16 protein-coding genes and 1 pseudogene are annotated in these 22980 nt (G+C 30.4%); 13 read left to right on the forward strand and 4 right to left on the reverse strand.

Annotation, left to right across the window (positions count from 1 at the left end):
* The first annotated feature begins 59 nt into the window (after positions 1 to 59).
* Together L1S46_RS01370 and L1S46_RS01375 are read left to right on the forward strand one after the other, a co-directional pair.
* Positions 60 to 272, forward strand: coding sequence for a hypothetical protein (locus L1S46_RS01370; protein WP_017212936.1), 213 nt, complete (start codon positions 60 to 62; stop codon positions 270 to 272).
* A gap of 304 nt (positions 273 to 576) precedes the next feature.
* Complete coding sequence (locus L1S46_RS01375; protein WP_039768772.1) at positions 577 to 1686, forward strand: aldo/keto reductase; 1110 nt, start codon at positions 577 to 579, stop codon at positions 1684 to 1686.
* Positions 1687 to 1808: 122 nt separating this feature from the next.
* On the opposite strand, the gene L1S46_RS01380 is transcribed toward L1S46_RS01375, so the two are convergent.
* A complete protein-coding gene (locus L1S46_RS01380) occupies positions 1809 to 2699 on the reverse strand; it encodes an SDR family oxidoreductase (RefSeq protein WP_236897640.1) in 891 nt (296 codons plus the stop codon).
* 626 nt (positions 2700 to 3325) lie between these two features.
* Here L1S46_RS01380 and L1S46_RS01385 point away from each other — a divergent pair.
* Entirely contained in the window at positions 3326 to 4195 is an 870-nt protein-coding gene (locus tag L1S46_RS01385; protein WP_077831021.1) for a Tim44-like domain-containing protein, read from the forward strand.
* Between the two features lie 139 nt (positions 4196 to 4334).
* Here L1S46_RS01385 and L1S46_RS01390 read toward each other — a convergent pair whose 3' ends face one another.
* Entirely contained in the window at positions 4335 to 4898 is a 564-nt protein-coding gene (locus L1S46_RS01390) for a TetR/AcrR family transcriptional regulator (RefSeq protein ID WP_077831022.1), read from the reverse strand.
* Between the two features lie 161 nt (positions 4899 to 5059).
* Between L1S46_RS01390 and L1S46_RS01395 the strand changes: the two genes are divergently transcribed.
* The 7 genes from L1S46_RS01395 to L1S46_RS01425 all read left to right on the forward strand — a co-directional run bounded on the left by L1S46_RS01395 (position 5060) and on the right by L1S46_RS01425 (position 16838).
* Positions 5060 to 6157, forward strand: coding sequence for an efflux RND transporter periplasmic adaptor subunit (locus L1S46_RS01395; protein ID WP_238898945.1), 1098 nt, complete (start codon positions 5060 to 5062; stop codon positions 6155 to 6157).
* Positions 6157 to 9207 carry an efflux RND transporter permease subunit gene (locus L1S46_RS01400; RefSeq protein ID WP_238898947.1) on the forward strand — a complete coding sequence of 1017 codons (3051 nt, stop codon included), beginning with the start codon at positions 6157 to 6159 and terminating at the stop codon, positions 9205 to 9207. Before L1S46_RS01395 ends, L1S46_RS01400 begins: the two co-directional genes overlap by 1 nt.
* A gap of 516 nt (positions 9208 to 9723) precedes the next feature.
* The gene (locus tag L1S46_RS01405) at positions 9724 to 11061 is read left to right on the forward strand and encodes a hypothetical protein (protein ID WP_238898949.1); all 1338 of its coding nucleotides are present in this window, start codon (positions 9724 to 9726) and stop codon (positions 11059 to 11061) included.
* Between the two features lie 930 nt (positions 11062 to 11991).
* A complete protein-coding gene (locus tag L1S46_RS01410; protein ID WP_236897658.1) occupies positions 11992 to 12927 on the forward strand; it encodes a polysaccharide deacetylase family protein in 936 nt (311 codons plus the stop codon).
* Between the two features lie 218 nt (positions 12928 to 13145).
* Positions 13146 to 13772: a GntR family transcriptional regulator gene (locus tag L1S46_RS01415; protein WP_017212945.1), complete on the forward strand. Its 627-nt coding sequence runs from the start codon at positions 13146 to 13148 to the stop codon at positions 13770 to 13772.
* A gap of 362 nt (positions 13773 to 14134) precedes the next feature.
* Positions 14135 to 15262: an ABC transporter ATP-binding protein gene (locus tag L1S46_RS01420; RefSeq protein WP_236897660.1), complete on the forward strand. Its 1128-nt coding sequence runs from the start codon at positions 14135 to 14137 to the stop codon at positions 15260 to 15262.
* Position 15263: 1 nt separating this feature from the next.
* Positions 15264 to 16838 (forward strand): glycine betaine ABC transporter substrate-binding protein, encoded by a 1575-nt coding sequence (locus L1S46_RS01425; RefSeq protein WP_236897662.1) that lies wholly within the window; start codon positions 15264 to 15266, stop codon positions 16836 to 16838.
* A 26-nt stretch (positions 16839 to 16864) separates the two neighbouring features.
* Here the strand turns inward: L1S46_RS01425 and L1S46_RS01430 are convergent.
* Positions 16865 to 17085: pseudogene (locus L1S46_RS01430) on the reverse strand (KipI antagonist); the annotation flags it as partial.
* Positions 17086 to 17497: 412 nt separating this feature from the next.
* On the opposite strand from L1S46_RS01430, the gene L1S46_RS01435 reads away from it, so the two are divergent.
* Positions 17498 to 19168 carry an acetolactate synthase large subunit gene (locus L1S46_RS01435; protein ID WP_236897665.1) on the forward strand — a complete coding sequence of 557 codons (1671 nt, stop codon included), beginning with the start codon at positions 17498 to 17500 and terminating at the stop codon, positions 19166 to 19168.
* Positions 19169 to 19515: 347 nt separating this feature from the next.
* Positions 19516 to 20463 carry a LysR family transcriptional regulator gene (locus L1S46_RS01440; protein WP_236897667.1) on the forward strand — a complete coding sequence of 316 codons (948 nt, stop codon included), beginning with the start codon at positions 19516 to 19518 and terminating at the stop codon, positions 20461 to 20463.
* Between the two features lie 336 nt (positions 20464 to 20799).
* On the opposite strand, the gene L1S46_RS01445 is transcribed toward L1S46_RS01440, so the two are convergent.
* Complete coding sequence (locus L1S46_RS01445; protein WP_077856203.1) at positions 20800 to 21381, reverse strand: TetR/AcrR family transcriptional regulator; 582 nt, start codon at positions 21379 to 21381, stop codon at positions 20800 to 20802.
* Positions 21382 to 21570: 189 nt separating this feature from the next.
* Between L1S46_RS01445 and L1S46_RS01450 the strand changes: the two genes are divergently transcribed.
* On the forward strand, positions 21571 to 22917 hold the full coding sequence (locus tag L1S46_RS01450; RefSeq protein ID WP_236897669.1) for a TolC family protein: 1347 nt from the start codon (positions 21571 to 21573) through the stop codon (positions 22915 to 22917).
* Positions 22918 to 22980 lie beyond the last annotated feature (63 nt).

Raw genomic sequence — 22980 nt, forward strand, 5'->3', positions numbered from 1 at the left:
GTGAATATAATAATTTATTAGGAATATAATTAAGTAATGAAATCAAAGGAGATATGGATTTGAAGCTTGATTTAGATAAAAAAGATTTAATTTCTTTAGTTAAAGGAACGGACCCAAATTTAAATGTAATGGAGCATCCTAAAATAAGTTGTTGTGGAAATTATAGAGTGCAAAATAGTAGATGGGATTGGAATCAACATGTTTTTGAAAAGTATACTGATGAAGAAATATATGAAATATATAAGATATGCAAAAATAGTTGGGGTGAATAATACTTAATAAGCGTGAAGGAATATAATTCTAAATAAAACGTTAAGTAAATAAGTAGGCTTTGATTCTTGAAAGTCCGTAAAATTCAACGCCAACTTCGCGTAAAATGAACTTAGTATTGCAATCAAGAAGTTACTTTTTCATTTTAGGGGGAGAGTGAAAAAATACTTGACTTAGAGTCCACTCAAAGTAGTAGAATTTAGTTTGTAATAAGAATTACTTAAATATTTAATTCAATTTATGAATGAGGGCATGAAAATTACAATTTAATTTACTATTTTAAAAGAGTTAAGGAGAAACGAAGAGATGGAAAAGAAAAAATTAGGATTTGGATTTATGCGTCTTCCGCTAAAAGATCAAGAAAATCAAGAAAGTATCGATTTTGAAATGTTAAATAAAATGGTAGATACTTTTTTGGAAAGGGGCTTTACTTATTTTGATACAGCGTATATGTATCATGCATTTAAGAGTGAAATCGCTTTGAGAGAATCTTTAGTAAAACGTCATAAGAGAGATAGTTTTACAGTAGCATCAAAACTACCAACTATGTTTTTGAAAAAAGAGGGAGATCAAGAAAGAATTTTTGACGAGCAATTAGAAAAATGCGGTGTGGATTATTTTGATTATTATCTCCTTCACAACTTAGGTGTATCAAATTATAAAAATGCTCAAAAGTTCGATAGCTTTGCATTTGTTCAAAAAAAGAAAGAAGAAGGAAGAGTAAAAAATATGGGATTTTCTTTTCATGATAATGCAGATTTATTAGATGAAATCTTAACTGCTCATCCAGAAGTAGATTTTGTTCAATTACAAATTAATTATATTGATTGGGACAATGAAAGTATTCAATCTAGAAAATGCTATGAAGTTGCAAGAAAACATAATAAGCAAGTTGTTGTTATGGAACCAATTAAAGGCGGGACTCTTGCAAATGTACCAGAAGAAGCAGAAAAATTGTTTAAAGAATACCATAAAGATATGTCTGTGCCATCATGGGCAATAAGATTTGTAGCAAGTCATGAAGGAATAATGATGGTATTAAGTGGAATGTCAAATATGGAACAACTTCTTGATAATACAAGTTATATGCAGGATTTTGTGCCTTTAAATGATGAAGAAAAAGAAATTATTAAAAAAGCTACAGATATTATTAATAGTAGCATTGCAGTTCCATGTACTGCATGTCAGTATTGTGTAGATGGATGTCCAAAGAATATTCAAATACCAAAATATTTCTCTCTATATAATAACTATAAACAATTTGGCCCTGGGATTTCACAGGTCTACTATAATAATTTAACTCAAGAGCATGGAAAGGCTTCTGATTGCATAGGATGTAAGCAATGTGAAGGACATTGTCCACAACATATAGAAATTACAAAATGCTTAAATGATGTAGCGGCTGTATTTGAATAAGAATTGGATTAAAATGGAATAAATTATTTAAGAGCCAAGCAAAAAACAATTTTAACTATTGTTTTTACTTGGCTCTTTATTTTATCTCTAATTGAGAGGATATTTAAAAAATATATAAAGAACTAAGCTCTATCAATGTCCTTAATTAGTCCTAAATGTTCTGGCTTCCATCCAAGTCTTTCTTGAGTTAAAGCATTGGATGCTGGAATATCTGCAGCAATAAGCTGTCCTAGAGCTCCAAAATGGTTAGTTGCCTCTTCTAGAGATATTGATTTGGTTGGTACACTAAGACGACGGCCGATAGCTTCTGCAATTTCGCGCATAGGTACACCTTCGTTAGCTACTGCATGAAATATTGATCCGGTTAATGCTTTTTCTAGTGCTAGTCTATAAAGTTTTGCAGCATCAAGTCTGTTAACAGCTGGCCAGCGGTTAAAGCCATCGCCTACATAAGCAGAGAAGCCTTTACTGCGAGCTATTTCAATAAGTATAGTAACCAAGCCATATTTTTCACCATCACCATATACTATTGGTGCAGGACGAACTACTGACACACGCACGCCTTTAGATGCTAGCGAAAGTGCCAGTGCTTCTGAAGCCGCTCTAGTTCCTGCAGTTAAACTATTGCTAGCTTTATCATTTTCAGTTACGACATCACCAATCTTGATGCCTGCAGTTCCAAATGTAATTACTAATGGCTTATTAGTTCCTGCAAGTGCAGAGCCTAGTGCTTCAATAGCATTACGATCAGTCTCGCAGCAAGCTGCAAAATTAGTAATAAAATTATCATGATCAAAGGCTGCATGAATTACTCCGTCTGCTGAAGAAGCCCCACTGCGAAGGCTGTCAAGATCCTCCAAAGAGCCACGATGAGCTGTAGCTCCAATAGCAGTAAGTGATGTAGCTGATGCATCTGACCTAGCAAGTCCTATTACATTATGTCCTGCATCAAGTAACTCTTTAACGATTTTAGACCCTATAAATCCTGTAGCACCTGTAACAAAAATACGCATGTTAAATTCCACCTTTCAAGTTGAATATGTTATCATAGTTAAAAGTTGTGAGTTACAAAATATAAAATGTGTAACTTATATATGAATTATAACATTTAAGTTTACGAGTTACAAGTATCTTTATATGTAACTTGATAATGTAGGATATTTTCTTTTTCCAATAAAACTTTTTAACAATGAAAAAAATTAAAAAGTTACAAATAAAGAAATTTAACAATATAATAATTTATATTAAACAAGAACCACATTACTTTATGGAATGTAGTATATTGAGGCTATAAGAAATAATAGATTTTAAATGAATATACCCTATATTTGTTTAGCTATATACATAATATTGGAATTAATATTATAATTATTATATGAAAATAGTGTAATTGAGAATACGATAATGTGCTTACACAAATGTGAATTTGGAAGAAAAAATGGATGAGCTTTGTCTAGTATTTATATTGGGTTGTCCCCAATAACAAAACTATATGAATTTATTATATTTTGAGGATAAAAAACAGCTGAAGCAGCATTTTTAGAAGCTAATAAAAAATGAATTTTATTTTAATAAGAAGTTCCTTAATGAAGATAGTATTTTGGAATTTATAAACTTATATATATTCAGGGGGAATAATATGTGGGAAATATTTAAAGAGCCAAATAAGCGCAGTAAATATGTTAAGAAGATAGTTCAGATGTTAAATGACTCTGAGACTTTGTATTATTTAAATATGGCTACTGATAAGCGTAATAGATATGATAGAGAAGCTATGACGGATCTATTCTTTTTTAAGACTAAAATTCTTATTGTGATGATTACGTTAATAGCACTTTTAAATAAGTTAGGATTGCCTGATATTATTAAGTGGTATCATAATGGGGGAGAATTTCCAATAAAATCTGCTTTTTTAGTTGGTTTAAGTTTTGTAATAATTATTATTCATATTTTAAAGCTGGATGATTATTGCATTAATAATCTTATATACAATAACGAGATGAATAAGAAAAAGAAGAAAACAAATGAATTTATAAATACAATAAAGAAAGATCCTAAAAATATTTCTTATGCTTTTCTTAGAAGCACTGTAAAAGAAGCATTTTCTAAGGTAATTGAGTCATTGGAACGCATGAATTTTGAAATGTGCCAAAAATATATGAGTACCGAGTTTTATGATGGGCTGCAATCACAATGTAAAAGATACTCTTTTGAGAATATTGGAAGGATAATTGAAGAACGTGAATTTATAGAAGCAGAGCCAGTTGGAATTATTCATCATCATGATAGCTATAAAGATATAGTCTGGTTCGTCATTAAATATAATGCAAAGGATTATGTTGTAGATGAAACAGATGGAGAGATTCTCTTTGGAAACAATAAAGTTAAGGAGTTTGAACAATATTGGAAGTTTCAAAAAGCAGAGGAAAATACCTGGCTGCTAAGTGATGTGATAGCAAAAGGAGAGCGTGATATAAAAAAATGCTTTAATATTATTGAAGAGTTTTAATTTTGGCTACAATTTTAACACTCTATGTTTAAGAATAGGAATGATCAATGTAAAGTGAAAACTGTGCATAGTTTCTTTAGAAGTAGAAGAAATTATGCATAGTTTATTAAGTATAATGTTTTAGCTAAGTATGTCTGCGTTATATTAATTTTTTATATTCAAATAGTACGCCCTTTGTAACCATTGTCCAAAGTATATCGAATAATTCATCTATTCTTATTTCTTGATTGTCATACCAATGGATTATGGTTGATATTACTGCAGAAAAACAAAATTCACAAAGATATTCAGCGTAAATATTATCCTTAGGTAAGTTAAATGCATTAAAGGCAATTGGAATAATTGTCTTTTTTAGTTTTCCTTTAAACTTAGGATCGCCATTTTCACTGAGCAAAATTTTCAAATGTTCACTTTTAGCAAAGAAATATAGATCAGAAGCTTTAGGTCTTAAACCTTTAATTAAGTGAGGAAACAATATTTTGCTTGCATTATCATGTATATAATGAAGTAAAATATTTTCTTCTTGTTCAAGTATATCACTTACACTTGTGAAATAAGCATAGAATGTACTTCGATTATAGCCGGCTACATCGGCTATTTCTTTTACTGTTATCTTATCTAATCTTTTCTTTTTTAAAATCTTCCAAAACGCCTCTATAATATTTCTTTTTGTTTGTTCGGTAATTTCAGGTTGTTTATTCATATTATCTCCTTTTTTCCAACACTTGGGTATATTTTGTTGATTGATGAAAGTTTCATATCAGTTATAATTTAATTATACAACACCATGTTGTGTGATTAAAGATGTAATTTGATTGAAAGATTGAAGATGCAATCAAGAAAATTTAAAAGGGGTGCTTTACAATGAAAATTAAGATGATAAAAAAGTTTTTACTGGTTATTGGAATAGTGGCTATTTGTTTTTTTGTTTTTAAGGTAGTGAAAACAAATTCAAAGAAAGAGGAAACAGTTTTGCCACCTCCTATGGTAAAAACTCTAACGATCTCAACATCCAATAAGGATTCAGAATATGTTTATTCAGGAGTAGTCCAACCTCATTATAAAAGTCAACTGGCATTCCAAGTAGGAGGAAAGATTATTAAAAAAAATGTGTCAGTTGGAGATAATGTAGAACAAGGAGCAGTTCTAATGGAACTTGATTCTAGAGATATTGAACAAGCAGTAAAAAATTCTGAAGCGGCAGTTTCACTAGCAGAAGCCAAATATAAACTGGCTGAAGATAATTTGAAACGATATGAGCCACTTTATCAATCTAAATTTATATCTCAGGCAGAATATGATAATTATGTAAATGCTGATGAAACAGCAAAGGATGCATTAGAACAGGCCAATGCATTGCATACTCAAAGTTTGAATCAACTGGATTATTGTAAATTATGTGCTGATAAATCTGGAGTAATTAGCAGTGTTGACGCTGAAGAAGGACAAGTTGTCACACCTGGGCAGAAGATTATAACACTAGTTCAGAATAATCAATTAGAAGTAGAAATTAATGTTCCTGAAAATAGAATTGATCAATTAAAAAGTGCTAAAGAAATCAATATGAGCTTTTCGGCTTTATCAGATGTTAAATTGAAAGGCTCTTTAGGAGAAATTTCTCCAGTAGCTAATGATGCATCACGTACTTACAGAGTTAGAATAAATCTTATAGATCCACCTCCTAGCATAAAAATAGGAATGTCTTCTAGTGTGTCTATTAATGAAAATAACTCATCAAGTCAAATATGGATACCGCTTGGAGCAGTATATCAGCCAGATTCATCTCCAGCTGTTTGGGTTGTTAAAGATAATGCAGTCACCCTGAAAAATATTACAGTAAAGGATTTTGGTAGTGATCAGGTTACAGTAAGTGATGGCTTAAGCGAAGGAGATGTAGTGGTGACAGCTGGCATTACCAAACTACGCGAAGGTCAGGACGTAAGAGTAGGGAGTGATAATTAATGAAGGGTTTCAATCTGACAGAGTGGTGTCTTAATAGAAAACAACTGGTTTATTTTTTAGCTATTACAATAATTGTGTCTGGGATTTTTGTTTATCCTAAACTTGGAAGAAATGAAGATCCTGAATTTACTATTCGTGAGATGTACATAACTGTCGTTTGGCCAGGTTCAACTGCAAGTCAGGTTGAGGAGCAGGTTACAGATAAAATAGAGAGAAGACTTCAAGATATACCTAATAAGGACTATATAAAAAGTTATTCTTTTCCTGGAAGATCAGCTATTTTCATTGATTTAAAAGATGACGTGGTTTCAGATAAAATTAGAGACACTTGGGTTGAAGTTCGTAATGATATTAATGATATGAAAGGTAGTTTGCCATCTAATATAGTTGGCCCTAATTTCAATGATAGATATGATGATGTGTATGGTTGTGTTTATGCATTAACATCTGATGGCTATACTTATGAAGAAATGAGAGAAAAAGCTGAAAATATTCGTAGGACTTTATTAAATGTAAAAGATGTTAAAAAAGTTGACTTAATAGGTGTTCAAACAGAAAAAATATCTATTCAGATAGAAAATACTAAAATGGCGCAGCTTGGTATTAGTCCGAATACAATCAGCAGTGCTCTACAGACACAGAATTCTGTTATACCATCTGGAATGATTCAGACATCAACAGATAATGTTTATCTTAGAGTAAGTGGAATGTTTGATAATGTTGACAATATCTCAAACCTACCAATTAAAGCAGGTAATCAAACATTTCGTTTAGGAGATATAGCAAGTATTACACGAGGTTATTCTGATCCGCCAGATCCTAAAATGTTTTTTAATGGAAAGGAATCAATAGGAATTGCAGTTTCCATGGAAAAGGGAGGAAATGTTTTAAACTTAGGTAAAAATTTAGATAAAACACTAGATGAGATTAAAAACGATTTACCTCTTGGCTTAAATATAGATCAGGTAGCTAATCAGCCTGAGGCTGTTACAGATTCTATTAATGATTTCTTAGAAACTTTTGTTTTAGCGCTTGTTATTGTAATGGTAGTAAGTTTTGTAAGCTTAGGTTTCAGGACAGGATTAGTAGTTGCAATATCGATTCCACTGGTTATTGCAGGAGTGTTTGTTGGAATGTACTTTTTAGGGATCCCGCTTCACAAAGTATCACTTGGAGCTTTAATAATTGCACTGGGACTATTGGTTGATGATGCAATTATAGCAATTGAAATGATGTCAGTTAAACTTGAGGAAGGATGGGATAGGTTTAGAGCAGGTTGTTTCGCATTTACATCAACAGCTTTTCCTATGCTTACAGGTACATTGATCACTTGTTCTGCATTTACACCAATAGGCTTTTCCAAGGGAAGTGCATCTGAATACACTGGAAGCGTGGTTACTGTAGTTACTATATCATTACTTTTCTCATGGGTTGTTTCAGTTTGCTTTGTTCCAGTATTAGGTTTTGACTTAATAAAGATTAAAAATAATGAAAATAAAAAATCTGATGTATATGACAGCAAGTTTTATAATAAATTTCGTGGCGTTTTAAATTGGTGCTTAAATCATAGAAGATTAGTAATAACAACAACAGTAATATTGTTTTGTACTTCTGGTTATGCACTTTCACATTATGTTCAAAAAGAGTTCTTCCCAGCGGCAACAAGGCCTGAACTTTTAGTAGATATGACTTTACCACAAGGTTCATCAATTAGTGCAACTCAAGAAGCTGCAGATCGTCTATCAGAAGCTTTAAAAGGAAATAAAGACATCGTTAATTATTCTTATTATGTTGGAAGAGGTGCTCCACGATTTGTTTTATCTTTAGAGCCTGCATCGCAGAATAGCAATTTCGCACAGTTTGTTATATTGACGAAAGATATTGCATCAAGAGAAAGGGTAAATAAGAATGTTCAGCAATTGCTTGATAGCGGGTTTGAAAATATTCAAAGTCATATAAAGGTTATCCAAAATGGTCCTCCTAGTAATTATCCTGTCATGTTTCGTGTTACAGGTTATGATAACGACAAAGTACGTGAAATTGCAGGAAAAGTACGAGATGCCATGGCATCTAATCAGAAATTATACAATATTAATTTCGACTGGTTTGAAAAAACAAAAGAAATTAATATTGAAGTGGACCAGGATAAAGCTAGGGCACTTGGTTTAGACAGTCAACAAATTTCACTATTCTTGCAAGGACAATTATCCGGCACTACAGTATCTCAATTTAGACAAGATGATAAGACCGTAGATATAGTAGTTAAAATGGATTCAGTTAATATTAATGATCTTGGTTATATAAAGAATATAAATATTCCAATACCAAGCGGCGGTTTTATACCAATGGATCAAATTGCTAAAATAAATTATGATGCTGAAGATGGCTATATAGTAAGAAGAGATTTGAAACCCACTATAACAGTTCAAGCAGAAGTATTACCAGGCATAACAGGAAATGATGCAGAAACAAATATATACAATCAGCTTGAAGATTTACGAAAGACCCTCCCTTCAGGATACAGCATAGATATGGGTGGAGCTCTTGAAAGAAGTAATAAAGGATTAGCTCAGGTTAGAGATGTTGTTCCTATTATGATAGTTTTAATGGTAATTCTTTTGATGCTTCAACTCCAAAACGTACCAAAGATGATAATGACCTTACTTACAGCACCACTTGGAATAATTGGGGTAACATTAGCTTTACTTATGCTTAACAGTCCAATGGGGTTTGTCGTAGTGTTAGGTATTTTAGCACTAATGGGTATAATCATAAGAAATTCTGTCATCTTGGTTGATCAAATTGCAAATCATATTAAGACTGGAGAATCTATCCGTGAAGCCATTATAGATTCAACTATCTTAAGATTTAGGCCAATTATCTTAACTGCTGTAGCTGCAATTTTAGGGATGTTACCATTAATTAAAAATACTTTTTGGGGTCCTATGGCAGTGGCAATGAGTGGAGGACTATTTGTTGCAACTATCTTAACCTTGTTTGTACTTCCAGTTATTTATGCTTCTTGGTACAAAGTAGACAAAAAGCTATGAAAATATCGCTGAAGGTTCTAAGCAGCAGGTTGTATCCACTTTAGCATGCTCCAACTTTCAGTGTGACAAGCTAAAATGGAACAACCTACAGCTAAGATCCCTTAACAGCTCATTTTCAAATGTTTTCTTCACAAATATATTTATGATTTCTAGTGAAGATATAAACTTAAAGTTTTAGCAACTTTGTAAATATGTTCATCTAATAAATCAAATTCTTAAATAGTGTATCTATATATGGAGTTCGTCAATGATATTCAAACTTATGAAATTGTAATATCGTTGTTATTCAGGAAATTGAACCAGTGGATATGTATTGTTATGAATATGGAACCCTATAGTTTTATTCAATGAGAAGTAAACTTATGTGTATCAAATTTCATTGTTTGGGATATTTCTAATTCTAAATATTTAACTCATTAATGAGTGCTTCTGGGCAAGCTATAGACATGAAAAAATTGAGTACAAGAAATATGAAAGAGTAACAAATCAAATTATTAATTAAGTGGGTGAATAATAATGAATAAGAAGATAAATAAAGTAATTGCGGCTGGGATTACAGTTAGCATGATTAATGGAGCGATTATTCCTACTTTTGCAGCTGAAAATACGAAAGCGGTGACAGATAAAAGTAATTCTATTGTATTAAATTCAAGTACATCAGGTGAAAATACAAATACTTTAGATGAACAAACTACTAAAACAAAGAAAGTAATCACTTTAGATGAGCTTATAAAATGTGCTGTTGATAATAGTGATAAGTTAGCTTTGAAAGAAAAAGAATTGAAACTGTATGATGATAAGTTGGACCTTCAGGATGAAAAAGATGATTTCTCGGATGATAACAATTTAAAGACCGGCAATGATACAGTAGATGACTTTCCATCTGATAAGCTTAAACTTCAAAAGAAACAAACGGCTCAGTCTGAAGCTTTTTTGCATGATCAAATAACAAATGATGTTACAAAGAGGTATAATGCAATCATCTTAAAAAAGATTGATATAGACAAATTGAAAACAGGTTTAGAAATCAAAAATAATGATTTAGATGCTTTAAAAATGAAAGTTTCAGTAGGGCTTGCGATTCCTAATCAGTTAGAGGACAAGCAGATTGAATTGAATAAGGCACAAGATGAGATAAAGGCTAAAGAAAACTCATTAAAAAATAATTTAGATTATTTAGGAGTATTAACAAATCTAAATTTATCAGATTATACATTGGACTCAAGTATTAGTTATAAAACATTAAAAATAGATGTCTCGCTAGATGAATATTTAGATGATAAAATAGATAGTTATTTAAAGTATAATGATGAAATTATTAAACTTACTGATGATTATATGCATGAGCTACGAGAAGAGGATATGAATAAACTTAGTTACTATGAAAATAAAGTAGTGAAGATTAATAAAAATGATTATTACGAGATTGATGGCGATGGCAACAAAACTTTTAATACTCAGGAATATTGTTTAGCCATTGTTAGCTATGTGCAGCAATACTTAAATGCATTTAATAATTATCAGTCCTATTTAGAAGGTAGATACAGTTTAGCGGAAGCTAAGGTTAAATTAGATGATTCAAAGAAAAGTCTTAAAAATGTCTTAAAAGAGAATTATTCAACATTGTGTGACTTGGAAAATCAAATAAAGAGATTAAATGAACAGATTATATCTAATAATACAAAGCTTAGGTCTCTAAAAGCAAAAGTAGATTTAGGAATAATAACTGAAAATGACTTTAAAGCTGAACTTTTAAAGAGTAAGGATTTAGATAATTCACTAATGAATCTTATCAATACTTACAATATATTGAAAAATAGTATTGAAAAACCTTGGGTACTTAGCAGTAACTAATAGTAGTAGCGGTACTTTGAATTATAAATAACCCAACTACAATCTATACTTATGCGTATACTCACCGAAATGAATAACATACTTTTGTTCCAGTTTCTAGGTAATTCTGATGGGTGATTCTAAGGCTATAAAGTTGCACCCAAAGTGCTAGCCTCAAAGAACAAGCTATGAACTAGCACATTTGGAACAACTTATAGCCAAAGAATCACATCCATCAAAATTACCAATGAAACATTCCACAAAAGTATATTACTCATTTATGGTTGGAATAATCTAAAAAATAATAGTTTATTCCAGCTTTTTTTCTTATTTTAGTAATATATAGATATCCCTACACTTTAATCTTTGTGAATTATACTAGAAATTAGATGCAAATTTGTTCCTGTTTTGCTTGTCACGAGCTTGCTCGGGAACATGCTGAAATGGTGCAACTTATGATGTTAGAAAGCCTCAGCATATTCTCAGTAACCGAAACAACAGAGTACCTTTCCTCTCGGTAAGTTATTGCACAAGTCTAAGCTTTGTTTTGAATATCTATATGGTGAAATTTACAATACATATTTCACAATTACTGTTAAAATTCTTGCAATATATTACGGCAAATAACCAAGTTAATAAATTGTAATATTTTTGTTACAAATAATTAAGTATTTTAAATTAAAATATTGATATGAGTTATTGAAGTGTTGGTTTTTGCACGAAATAAAAAATATTTTGGCGATTATTGTTATATGATACAATTTTCTCATATAATGAGGTATAATTTTTAGTAGTTAAATGATAATTATGGAAAGATATTATATATGTTGCAATTCACAATGCACAGTTCATAGCTTATAATTACAGCTAAAATTTTTGTGATATTTTTAGAATTATGATGAAGAATTATTTTTGCAATAAATATACTAAGAAATACGAGGGGATAAGGAAATGAGAAACAATTACAGATATAGCAGATATAACAGAAATGTTCGCATACGAAGAAAGAGAATATTAATTTTAACTATTATAATTGTGGCATTAGGAGGTTTGGCTACATCTATAATAGATGATAAATTTTTTTCAAAGGATAAAAATGTACAAGCACTTGCATCTAATGAGGCTGTTGTGTCAAAGCAAGATGATGAAGCTAATAAAACCAAAGAAGATGATACAAACGCTGAAGTACAAAGTGATTCTAATGTTGATGATGTTGCATCTGTAGAGAAATTTTTAACTCAACAAGCAAAAGGGCAGAAAATTGAAGATACTGATGGTAAAAAAGTCGTTTACTTATCTTTTGATGACGGACCATCTGAAACTAATACTCCATCAATATTAAAGACTCTTAAGGACGAAAATGTAAAAGCAACTTTTTTTGTTCTTGGAAAAGCAATAGATCAAAGTGAAGCTAATAAAAATTTGTTAAAGCAGGAAGTTGAAGAAGGACATGCTATAGGAAATCATTCGTATTCACATAATTACAAGTACTTATATCCTAATGGAAGTGTCAACACAAATAACTTCATGTCGGAGATTAATAAAACTAATGAGTCTTTAAAGAAAGTGTTAGGAGAAGATTTTTCTACAAGGGCTATTAGATTTCCAGGGGGACATATGTCTTGGAAAAATACTGGAGAAGTAGATAAAATAATGAAGGAAAAAGATTATCATTATGTAGATTGGAATGCATTATCAAAAGATGCAGAAGGTCCTCATAAAAATGCAGATCAATTAACAGAAGAGGTTAAGAAGACTGTTGGAAACAAGACAAAAGTAGTACTATTAATGCATGACACATATGGTAAAGAAGAAACAGCTAAAGCATTACCAGGAATAATAGATTATTTAAAGAGCCAAGGGTATGAATTTAGGACTTTTAAATAAAACTTAATATTGTAGTTTTGAAAATTTTTTGTTATTTATATAGGCTTTAATTTATAAGGTTTTGATTCTCAGTATTTTATAAATTATATGAAGTTAGGTTATGATAAATTAAGAAGAATAGCAGAAAATAAAAATATATGATAAAATACCTTTGAAAGTATTCCGTAATATTTTCAAAGGTATTTAAATCTAATTTTAATAAGAGGATAGAAGAAAAGATGGAAAAAAAAATAAGAATAGTTAGTCCTGTTTATCAGCAGATTGCCACAGATATTGCTTCGAAAATAGCAAGTGGACATTATCAAGTTGGTGAAAAAATATATGCGCGTTCTGTACTTGCAAGTCAATATGGAGTTTCAGCAGAAACGGCTAGAAGAGCTATAGCAATACTTGCAGATGTGGATATTGTAGATGCCAATAAGGGCAGTGGTGTAATAATAAAATCAACTGAAAATGCTATGAAATTTATCAAGCAGTATAATGATGTTAAGACGGTTAATGATTTAAGAAATGATATATTAGATAAATTAGAAGAGCAGAAAAAAGAAAATGATCTATTAAGAGAACAAATAATTGATTTGTTAGATAGAACTGATAGATTTAAGTCTATAAATCCATTCATACCATTTGAAATACGTATAACTAAGGAAACTCCATACATAGATAAAAATGTAGCTGAAATTAATTTTTGGCATAATACCTCTGCAACAATTGTATGTATCAAAAGAAATGGATGCCTAGAAATGTCGCCAGGACCATATGCTGTGTTACGTGATAATGATATTTTTTATTTTGTCGGTGATGAAAGCTGCTATGAGAGAGTAAATAAATTCTTATATCCATAATATATCTCTGAATTAATTTGTAACGGGTAATATATTAACCATTTAGATTATAAAAATGGTTAATATATTACCCGTTATAATTTTAGCGTGAAAAATCTTAATCCAAATCAAAATTAAATATATAACAGCTCACTTCCAATGCTTATTGAATGTTATGATTCAAGAGTTTATCAATATTTATCTAATTTCGCTCTTTGTAGTATCTCAGATTTTCAACGTGAAGCTCTATAACACAAAAAGCAAAAAAGTTCAAATTTGACAAAAGTAACAACCTTATATTACAATTAAGTTGTTACTAAAACTATAAAAAGTAACAACTTGTGTGTAGATATAAAGTTGTTAACAGAAAGGGAGTGGAATTTTTGATAGAATTTAAAAATATTCGCAAAGATTTTAAAAACAAAACAATACTCAAGGATATTACACTAAAGATAAATAGAGGAGAGCTTGTTGCTATTATAGGATCAAGTGGATGTGGAAAGACCACAACCTTAAAAATGATAAATAGGTTAATTAAGCCAACGTCAGGTAAGATTTTTATTAATGGAGAAGACATTGCATCAAAAGATGTGATAAAACTTAGACGAAATATTGGATATGTAATACAGCAGACAGGATTGTTTCCGCATCTTACAATTAGAGAAAATATTGAGATGATTCCTAAAGTTGAAAAGTTAAACAAAGCAAGTATAGAAAAAAGAACTCTTGAACTTATGGATATGGTTGGATTAAATAGCAATGACTTTTTAGATAGATATCCAACAGAACTTAGTGGTGGGCAGCAGCAGAGAGTAGGAGTTGCAAGAGCCTTTGCTACTAATCCAGAAATAATTTTAATGGACGAGCCTTTTAGTGCTTTGGACCCAATCACTAGAGTTCAGCTTCAAGAAGAGTTAATTGATTTACAAAGTAAATTAAAAAGAACTATTGTTTTTGTAACTCATGATATGGATGAAGCAATAAAAATAGCAGATAAGATTTGTATAATGAATAAAGGTGAGATTGTGCAATATGATACGCCTGAAAATATACTTAAAAATCCTATAAACGATTTTGTAAGTGAATTTATAGGAAAGAATAGAATATGGTCTTCACCAGAATTTATAAGAGCTAAGGATATAATGATTGACCATCCTGTTGTTTGTTTTAAAAATGCATCACTTTTAAGATGTATTGAAAAAATGAGAAGTTCAAAAGTTGATAGTTTAATGGTTATAGATAGAGAAAGTTATCTTTTAGGAATTATTACAGCAAAGCAGATTCAAAATAAAACTGATAGAAATATTCCTGTTGAAGAGATAATGAATAATAAATTTATAAACGTACAGCCTGATGATTCAATTATAGATATTCTTGAACTTGTAAAGGAACATAAAATAGGACAAGTGCCTGTTCTTGATGACCTTGGAGTTTTAAAAGGTATAATTACCAAAAGTAGCTTGGTAACAACTCTAAGCAGTCAGTTCTTAGATATGGAAGAGGTGAATTAGTATGAACGAATTTTTAAATTATATATTTACATCAAGAGATCAGATAATTACATTACTGCTTGAACACATTAAGCTTACAGCATTATCAGTTGGGATAGCTATAATAATTGGTATGCCACTAGGAATTCTTACAAGCTATGTGAAAAAACTAAATAAGCCAATCTTAGGAATAGCTAGTGTTGTACAAGCAATTCCAAGTATGGCGTTACTAGGATTTGCAATACCGTTTTTAGGGATAGGTACACCACCAGCAATTGTAATGGTGGTACTATACTCATTATTGCCAATAATAAAAAATACAACAACAGGAATTGATAATATTAATCCAGATATGCTAGAGGCTTCTAAGGGAATAGGACTTACTAAATTTCAAGTTTTAGTTAAGGTTCAAATTCCATTAGCGCTGCCTGTAATAATGTCAGGAATAAGAATTTCAGCAGTTACAGCTGTAGGACTTATGACCATGGCAGCCTTCATTGGTGGCGGTGGTCTAGGATATTTAGTCTTTTCTGGTATAAGAACTGTTAACAATTATCAAATTTTAGCAGGAGCAATCCCAGCATGTATATTAGCCTTATTGGTAGATGGATTATTTAGTATTGTAGAAAAACTTGTTACGCCAATCAGTTTACAAAAAGCTAATAATAAATCCAAAGAAGCAAAAATAAGAGCTAGAAAAATACAAAAGTGTATATTAGCAGCCACTGCATGTGTACTTATTGGGATTTTTGCAGTAAGTGGATTATCTAAAAAGATTTCTAATAAAAAAGTTATTACAATTGGAAGCAAGGACTTTACTGAACAAGAGATTTTAGGAAATATATTATCAGAGCTTATCGAAAGAAAAACAGATATTTCAGTTAATCGTAAATTTGCATTAGGTGGTACTCAGGTTATATTTTCAGCTATGCAAAATGGAGATGTTGATATGTCTGTAGATTATACGGGTACAGCCTATGGAGATGAATTAAAGTATAAACCAATATCAGATGTAGAAGAAGTTTATAATACAGTAAAAAAAGATTTTAAAGATAAGTATAATATAGAAGTGTTAAAACAAATGGGATTTAATAATACCTATACACTTGCCGTAACGAAAGAAACTGCTAAAAAATATAATCTTAAAACAATAAGTGACCTATCTAAAGTTTCAAGTGACATTACTGCAACTACAACCTTAGAATTTCTTAATAGAGAAGATGGATTAGTAGGTTTAGCTAAAAAATATAATTTGAATTTTAAGAATACTGTAGGCATAGATGGTAGTCCTAGGTATGCGGCATTAATGAATAAAGAAAGTGATGTTATAGATGCATTTTCAACAGATGGATTATTAAAAAAATATGATTTAAGTGTTTTAAAAGATGATAAAAACTTCTTCCCTCCATATTATGCGGTTCCAGTTGTACGAGCTGAGACATTAAAGAAATATCCTGAAATACAACCGCTTGTAGAGGAAGTAGGAGATTTACTTAATAATGATGTAATGAGCGAATTAAACTATGAAGTAGATGAATTAAAAAAAGATCCTAAAGATGTTGCTGTAGATTTTCTACAAAAGAATGGATTAATCTAATTAAAGTAAAATAAATTAAAGGTAGATTACGATGCTGATGGCAAAGTAATCTGCCTTTTTCTATTTAAATATAGTTTTTCATCTTTCTTTAATGTGATTTTCTTAAATGTAATTTTAGCGTTAGGTTTCAGCTGAACTATTTTTTGTATATCCACAGATTCAACATGAGCGATCTTCGGATATCCCCAAGCTGTCGCCTATCGGCTAAAAGAATAATTGGATTGCCATCTGGAGGGATTAATAAGCTATTCCCCCTTAAAATAATTCTTATATTAAGTTTTTTATTAACATCTGTAAGTTAAAAAGAATAAATATAAAAAAGGAGCCACTTTAATAAATGACTCCATTGTCTTGCTATTTGATTATAATCTTACATAAAAAATAAATTTTTTCAAGAATTTATTTAAGATTAAACATATTTACCAAAACAATTTTATCATTATTCTAAATATTATTCAAACAAATTTTTTATTGTACAACTACAACAAAACAGCTGTTAAATAAATTATTTGATTTTCCTCATTTTATCACAACCATTTTATTGTAATTAAATAGGAAAAAAGTTGTTGGAAAAATATTTTTAATTGAAGTATGATGTTTGAGAAAATATTAATGCATTAAGCATAATACTAAAATATATAGATTAGAGGATGTTTATTATGGGGACAGAAAAAAATGAAAAGGTTCAATTAAATACAGCACAGCTGTTAGTTAAATGCTTGGAAGCAGAAGGAGTAGAATATATTTTTGGAATTCCAGGAGAAGAAAACTTAGAAGTAATGAATGCTATTGAAGGGTCAAGTATTAAGTTTATTACGACTCGTCATGAACAAGGGGCTGCATTTATGGCTGATTTATATGGACGGTTAACAGGTAAAGCAGGAGTATGCTTATCAACACTTGGTCCAGGGGCAACCAATTTAGTAACAGGAGTAGCAGATGCACATAGCGATGGTGCCCCTGTAGTTGCAATTACTGGACAGGTTGGAACTGAAAGAATGCATATAACATCGCATCAATTTTTAGATCTTTGTAAAATGTTTGAACCAATTACTAAGAGAAGTAAGCAAATTGTTAGACCAGATACAGTAAATGAAATTGTAAGAATTGCTTTCAAATATGCTGAAAGCGAAAAACCTGGAGCCTGTCATATAGACTTACCTGTAAATATTTCAAAGATGCCTGTAAGTATTTGTGAAAAACCATTAGAAAAGAAAATTCCACCAAAAGAATATGCAGCCTTAGCATCAATAGAAGAAGCTGCAAGTGAGATATTTAAAGCAAGAAATCCAGTTATCTTAGCTGGAAGTGGAGCGATTCGGAATAATGCTGCAAAAGCAGTTACAGAATTCGCAAGTAATTTAAAGATTCCAGTAATAAATACTATGATGGCAAAAGGAATAATTCCTTTTGATAATTTGTATTCAATGTGGACAATAGGAATTCCACAGAAAGATTATGTAAATAAAGTTATTGAGGATGCTGATTTAGTAGTTACAATTGGCTATGATATTGTAGAATATGCACCAGCAAAATGGAATGTAAATGGAGATACTAAAATTGTTCATGTTGATACAAGACCATCACACATCAATAAGCTTTATCAGCCAATAGTTGAAGTAGTTGGTGATATTTCAGATGCTTTATATAATATAATGAGAAGAACATCTAGAAAAGAAGAGCCAGTTGATGCACTAAAAATCAAAGAAAAAATGGTTAATGAACATCAAATCTATGCAGATGATGAAAGTTTTCCAATGAAACCTCAGAAAATTTTAAGTGATGTGAGAAAAGTTATGGGACCCCATGATATTGTGGTTTCAGATGTTGGGGCGCATAAGATGTGGATAGCAAGGCACTATAACTGTTATGAGCCAAACACCTGTATAATTTCTAATGGTTTTGCAACAATGGGAATAGGAGTTCCAGGTGCAATTGCAGCAAAATTAATAAATCCTAGTAAGAAAGTTTTAGCAATTGTTGGTGATGGCGGCTTTATGATGAATAATCAGGAAATAGAAACAGCACTGCGTATAGGTACTCCAATTGTAGTTTTAATTTTTAACGATAAAAATTATGGGTTAATAAAATGGAAACAAGAGGATCAGTACGGTAAGAGCTGCTATGTAGAATTCACAAATCCAGACTTTGTTAAAATGGCGGAAAGTATGTATGCAAAAGGATATAGAGTAGAAAAATCAGAAGACTTAATACCAATTTTAGAGGAAGCCTTTAAGCAAGATGTGCCAGTAATTATTGATTGTCAGGTTGATTATAAAGAAAATACAAAGTTAACAAAGCATTTAGCAGAAGTATATAAGAATCTTTAAGCAAAAAATATGACTTAGAGATGATATCTAAAACGATGTGCTAGAGAACGAAAGAACAATTGTTAAAACAGAAATTTATTTATAAATTTAAATCTCTACCGGAGAATACTAAATTAAATAAATTTATAGGGAAACACTGGATTGCAAGGAAAAAGAAGTATATGATAAAATAGAAGCGTTATTAAGCGTACTAATTCCTAAAGAGCTTTAAAAGAATATAATATTTTAGAAGATTAACTAATATAGTTTGAAGATAGTATCATAGGAAAGTAAAGACGTTTGATGATAAATAGATGCAATATATGAAATATATTTATATTAAATACAAGGTAGAGTAGTGTTACGTTATGATGAATTTTCTTAATTTAGAGTATTTTTTAATAGCAGCGGAAGAGCTGAATTTTACAAAAGCGGCAAAAAAATTGTTTATTTCTCAACAGTCATTAAGTTCTCATATTTCAAAATTGGAGAATGATTTGGGAGTTGAATTATTTAATCGGACAGTGCCATTAACATTGACACCAGCGGGGAAAAGTTTAGTGAAAAATGCCGCAAGAATTTTGGATTTAAAAGAGCAGTCAGTAAAAGAATTGGCAGATATTAAAGATTTCAAACGTGGAGATCTGTTTATTGGAGCTTCACATACAAGAGGACGAGCCTTTTTGCCAGAAATTCTTCCTTATTATAATGAAAAGTTTCCTAATATTAATCTACATTTACTTGAAGGAAACTCAAAGGAACTAGATGCTGCGTTATTAAAAGGTGACGTAGATTTAATAATAGGAATGTTACCTTTTAATGTTGAGAATGTAGAGATGGTTCCGCTTTGTAATGAAGAAGTTCTTATGGTTGTTCCAGATAATATATTAGTAAAATATTTTCCTAACAATTATAAGGAAGTAAAACAAAAACTTGAAAAAGATATGGACATTATACTACTAAAAGATTGCCCATTTCTAATGGTTAATACTAAAAATAGAGTTAGAATTATTGCAGATGAAATGTTTAATGAAAAAGAAATAAAACCTAATATTATATTGGAGACAGAAAGCATTGAAACAGTATTGGCGCTTTCAGTTAAAGGGATGGGAATTACTTTTTATCCAAAAACTCTAATGAATAATAAGGATCTAATATTCGATAAGAGTACAATTACTGGAGTTAATCTTTATCATCTGAAGTACAACAAAACTCATGGCACATTAGGTATTGGATACCAAAAAAATCGGTATGTATCTCAAGCACTAAAAGAATTTATTGAGCTTGCAAAAGATAAGTACGGAAATATAGAATAATAGCATAAGTTACTAATTAGCGTTCTAGTTCTATAAGGTGTTAAGCACTTTTAATAGACTAGAACGCTTTTATTAATGAAGGGTAAAAGGAATAAGATAAAGAAGCAGCTTATTTTTTGCTTTGGAATTTTAGCTATTTAGTAATTTCAAATTTAAGTAAAATATATTCCATAACTAAAACCTCCTAGAATTTAAATTGATGTTCTTATAATTGAAGACCCAAATGGGTAAACATATAGGTTTAAAGATTAAATTAACTTGAGCTTTTTAGCCTTGCACAATAGATGAAGTTTCATTTAAGAAATAAGATTTTGTTTTAGCAGATAGAATTCCTGTCTATTTATCAGTTGTATCTAATTTGTCAATCAACATATCCCCATATTTAACCATTTCATCAATACTTAGAGGCATATTGTTTTCAAGCCACCAAATAGCTAAACTAACCATTGAAGAAGAATAAAATTCTGAAAGAATTGGTGCAGGGATTAAAAATATTAATCCATTAGCTTCGTCACTTTCCAATCTAGATTTTGTACGTCCGACTACTATTTTTTGAAGTACTTTTATTGTGGAACCATTATTTAATAGGCCGACTGAATACATCTTTATATTTTCTTGCATATGTTCTAATAGAAGTCTAAATAAATTTACATAGTATTGCCTTGGATTATCAACTGGAGTCTGTTCAGTGCTTTTTTCTTCAAAGTTTTGGACTAATTGACTAATTAAAGAATCAAGCAAATGATATTTATCTTCAAAATGTTTATAAAAGGTAGTTCTATGGACCATTGCCTTCTCACAGATATCAGTAATGGTGATATTATCGAAGCTTTTTTCAGAAAGTAAAAGTGTTAAAGCATCAAATAATAATTTATGTGTCCTTCTTATTCTTAAATCAAGAGTTTTATTATTGGTCATAAGTTCCTCCTAAGGAAATAATCTACACATATGTAATTGTGCAGATTAACTATATAGTTTAAGGTTATTGTTTCTTGATAACCCTCATACAACAGTATATAGTATTTGTTGTACACCTGTAAAGTTTGTATACATGTGTAGAATATAAAACTATATTTAAATATTTTAATAATGAAGAGGTGGATATTAATGAGACGAAATATAAAAAATCTGATTGCTGTTGGAATTTTAGTAAGTATTATAAATAGTAGCACTGCACCAGTATTTGCAACAGAATCTACATCTACCGAAAGTGAAAATATCTCAAAACAAGCGCAAAATCATACTAATAGGGGGGGAAACGTAAGTGTTGGACAAGGTATACATGATGATGTAGATAAGAGAGTTTTAAAACTAACTGATGCAATAAATGCGGCAATAAGTAATAGTGATAAATTTGCTTTAAAATCGAAACAAATAACCTATTATCGAAATAAAGAGGATCTTCAAGAAAAAAGCACTGATTTTAATAAATCCTTAGCAGGAGATAATTACTCCAGTGATGTATATGATTATCCTTACGATAAACTTGAATTGCAGGAAAAGCAGACAAAACAATCAAGGGATTTCATGGAGGATCAAATATCGAGTGATATCACCAATAAATACAATGATATGGTTCTAAAGCAAATTGATATAGATAAATCAAAAAGAAACTTGGAATTGAAGAAAAATGATTTAACTTATTTAAAAGGAAAGCTGTCGCTCGGAATGGCAACCGAAAACCAAGTTACTGATGCTGAGGTTGAATTAAAATCACTACAAGATGACATAACAGCAAAGGAAAATGCCTTAAGTGATGCTAAAGATTATTTCAAAGTGTTAACTGATTTAGATTTAAAGAATACTTACATACTTGATTATGATATGGATTATGAAAAATTTAAAATAGATGGTTCAGTTGAGGAGTATATAGATGATAAGCTTAACAGCTATTTTGAATATGATGATAAAATATTAGATTTAACTAAGGACTATCTGAAAGATTTGAAGGATGAAGGAATAAAAGACATTATGAATAAAGAGATACCAATAGCACCTAAACAATCCGATTATGTTACAACTGATGCGAATGGTAATTCTACATTAGATTCTGGTGGGCTTGCTTTGTCGTTAATAGCATATGAACAAAAAGAATTAAAGTATTATGCAGATCTTAAGAATTATGAAGCTTACCTAGATGGTAAATACAGTTACGATGAATCAAAAGTTAAGTTAGATGATACAAAAAAGAATCTTAAAAATATATTAAAACAAAATTATTCAACGCTTCTTGAGATTGAAAATAAAATAGATAACTTAAAGGAACAGGTTAATTCAACAAATACTAAACTTAGATTTGCAAAAGCTCAAGTAGATATGGGCTTAATGCTTCAAAATGATTATGAAAAACAAGTTGTAGCAAGTGAAGAATTGGATACTTCTTTAAGAAAACTTGTTTATATTCATAATAACTTGAGAGATAGTATTCAAAAGCCATGGATATTAAGCAACTAATAAATTTTTTCAATAAATAAAAATTATTCAGGAAAATGAACTCAATAAATATCATGTTTCATG

The organism is Clostridium sp. YIM B02500, assembly GCF_022324665.1.
In the GTDB taxonomy this organism is placed as follows: Bacteria; Bacillota; Clostridia; order Clostridiales; family Clostridiaceae; genus Clostridium; species Clostridium beijerinckii.

Bases quoted from the DNA above. Each gene is read 5' to 3' on its own strand.
- L1S46_RS01400 (WP_238898947.1), top strand. From the start codon at position 6,157: ATGAAGGGTTTCAATCTGACAGAGTGGTGTCTTAATAGAAAACAACTG.
- L1S46_RS01395 (WP_238898945.1), top strand. From the start codon at position 5,060: ATGAAAATTAAGATGATAAAAAAGTTTTTACTGGTTATTGGAATAGTG.
- L1S46_RS01385 (WP_077831021.1), top strand. From the start codon at position 3,326: ATGTGGGAAATATTTAAAGAGCCAAATAAGCGCAGTAAATATGTTAAG.
- L1S46_RS01450 (WP_236897669.1), top strand. From the start codon at position 21,571: ATGAGACGAAATATAAAAAATCTGATTGCTGTTGGAATTTTAGTAAGT.
- L1S46_RS01390 (WP_077831022.1), bottom strand. From the start codon at position 4,898: ATGAATAAACAACCTGAAATTACCGAACAAACAAAAAGAAATATTATA.
- L1S46_RS01435 (WP_236897665.1), top strand. From the start codon at position 17,498: ATGGGGACAGAAAAAAATGAAAAGGTTCAATTAAATACAGCACAGCTG.
- L1S46_RS01410 (WP_236897658.1), top strand. From the start codon at position 11,992: ATGAGAAACAATTACAGATATAGCAGATATAACAGAAATGTTCGCATA.
- L1S46_RS01380 (WP_236897640.1), bottom strand. From the start codon at position 2,699: ATGCGTATTTTTGTTACAGGTGCTACAGGATTTATAGGGTCTAAAATC.
- L1S46_RS01405 (WP_238898949.1), top strand. From the start codon at position 9,724: ATGAATAAGAAGATAAATAAAGTAATTGCGGCTGGGATTACAGTTAGC.
- L1S46_RS01375 (WP_039768772.1), top strand. From the start codon at position 577: ATGGAAAAGAAAAAATTAGGATTTGGATTTATGCGTCTTCCGCTAAAA.
- L1S46_RS01445 (WP_077856203.1), bottom strand. From the start codon at position 21,381: ATGACCAATAATAAAACTCTTGATTTAAGAATAAGAAGGACACATAAA.
- L1S46_RS01425 (WP_236897662.1), top strand. From the start codon at position 15,264: ATGAACGAATTTTTAAATTATATATTTACATCAAGAGATCAGATAATT.
- L1S46_RS01415 (WP_017212945.1), top strand. From the start codon at position 13,146: ATGGAAAAAAAAATAAGAATAGTTAGTCCTGTTTATCAGCAGATTGCC.
- L1S46_RS01440 (WP_236897667.1), top strand. From the start codon at position 19,516: ATGATGAATTTTCTTAATTTAGAGTATTTTTTAATAGCAGCGGAAGAG.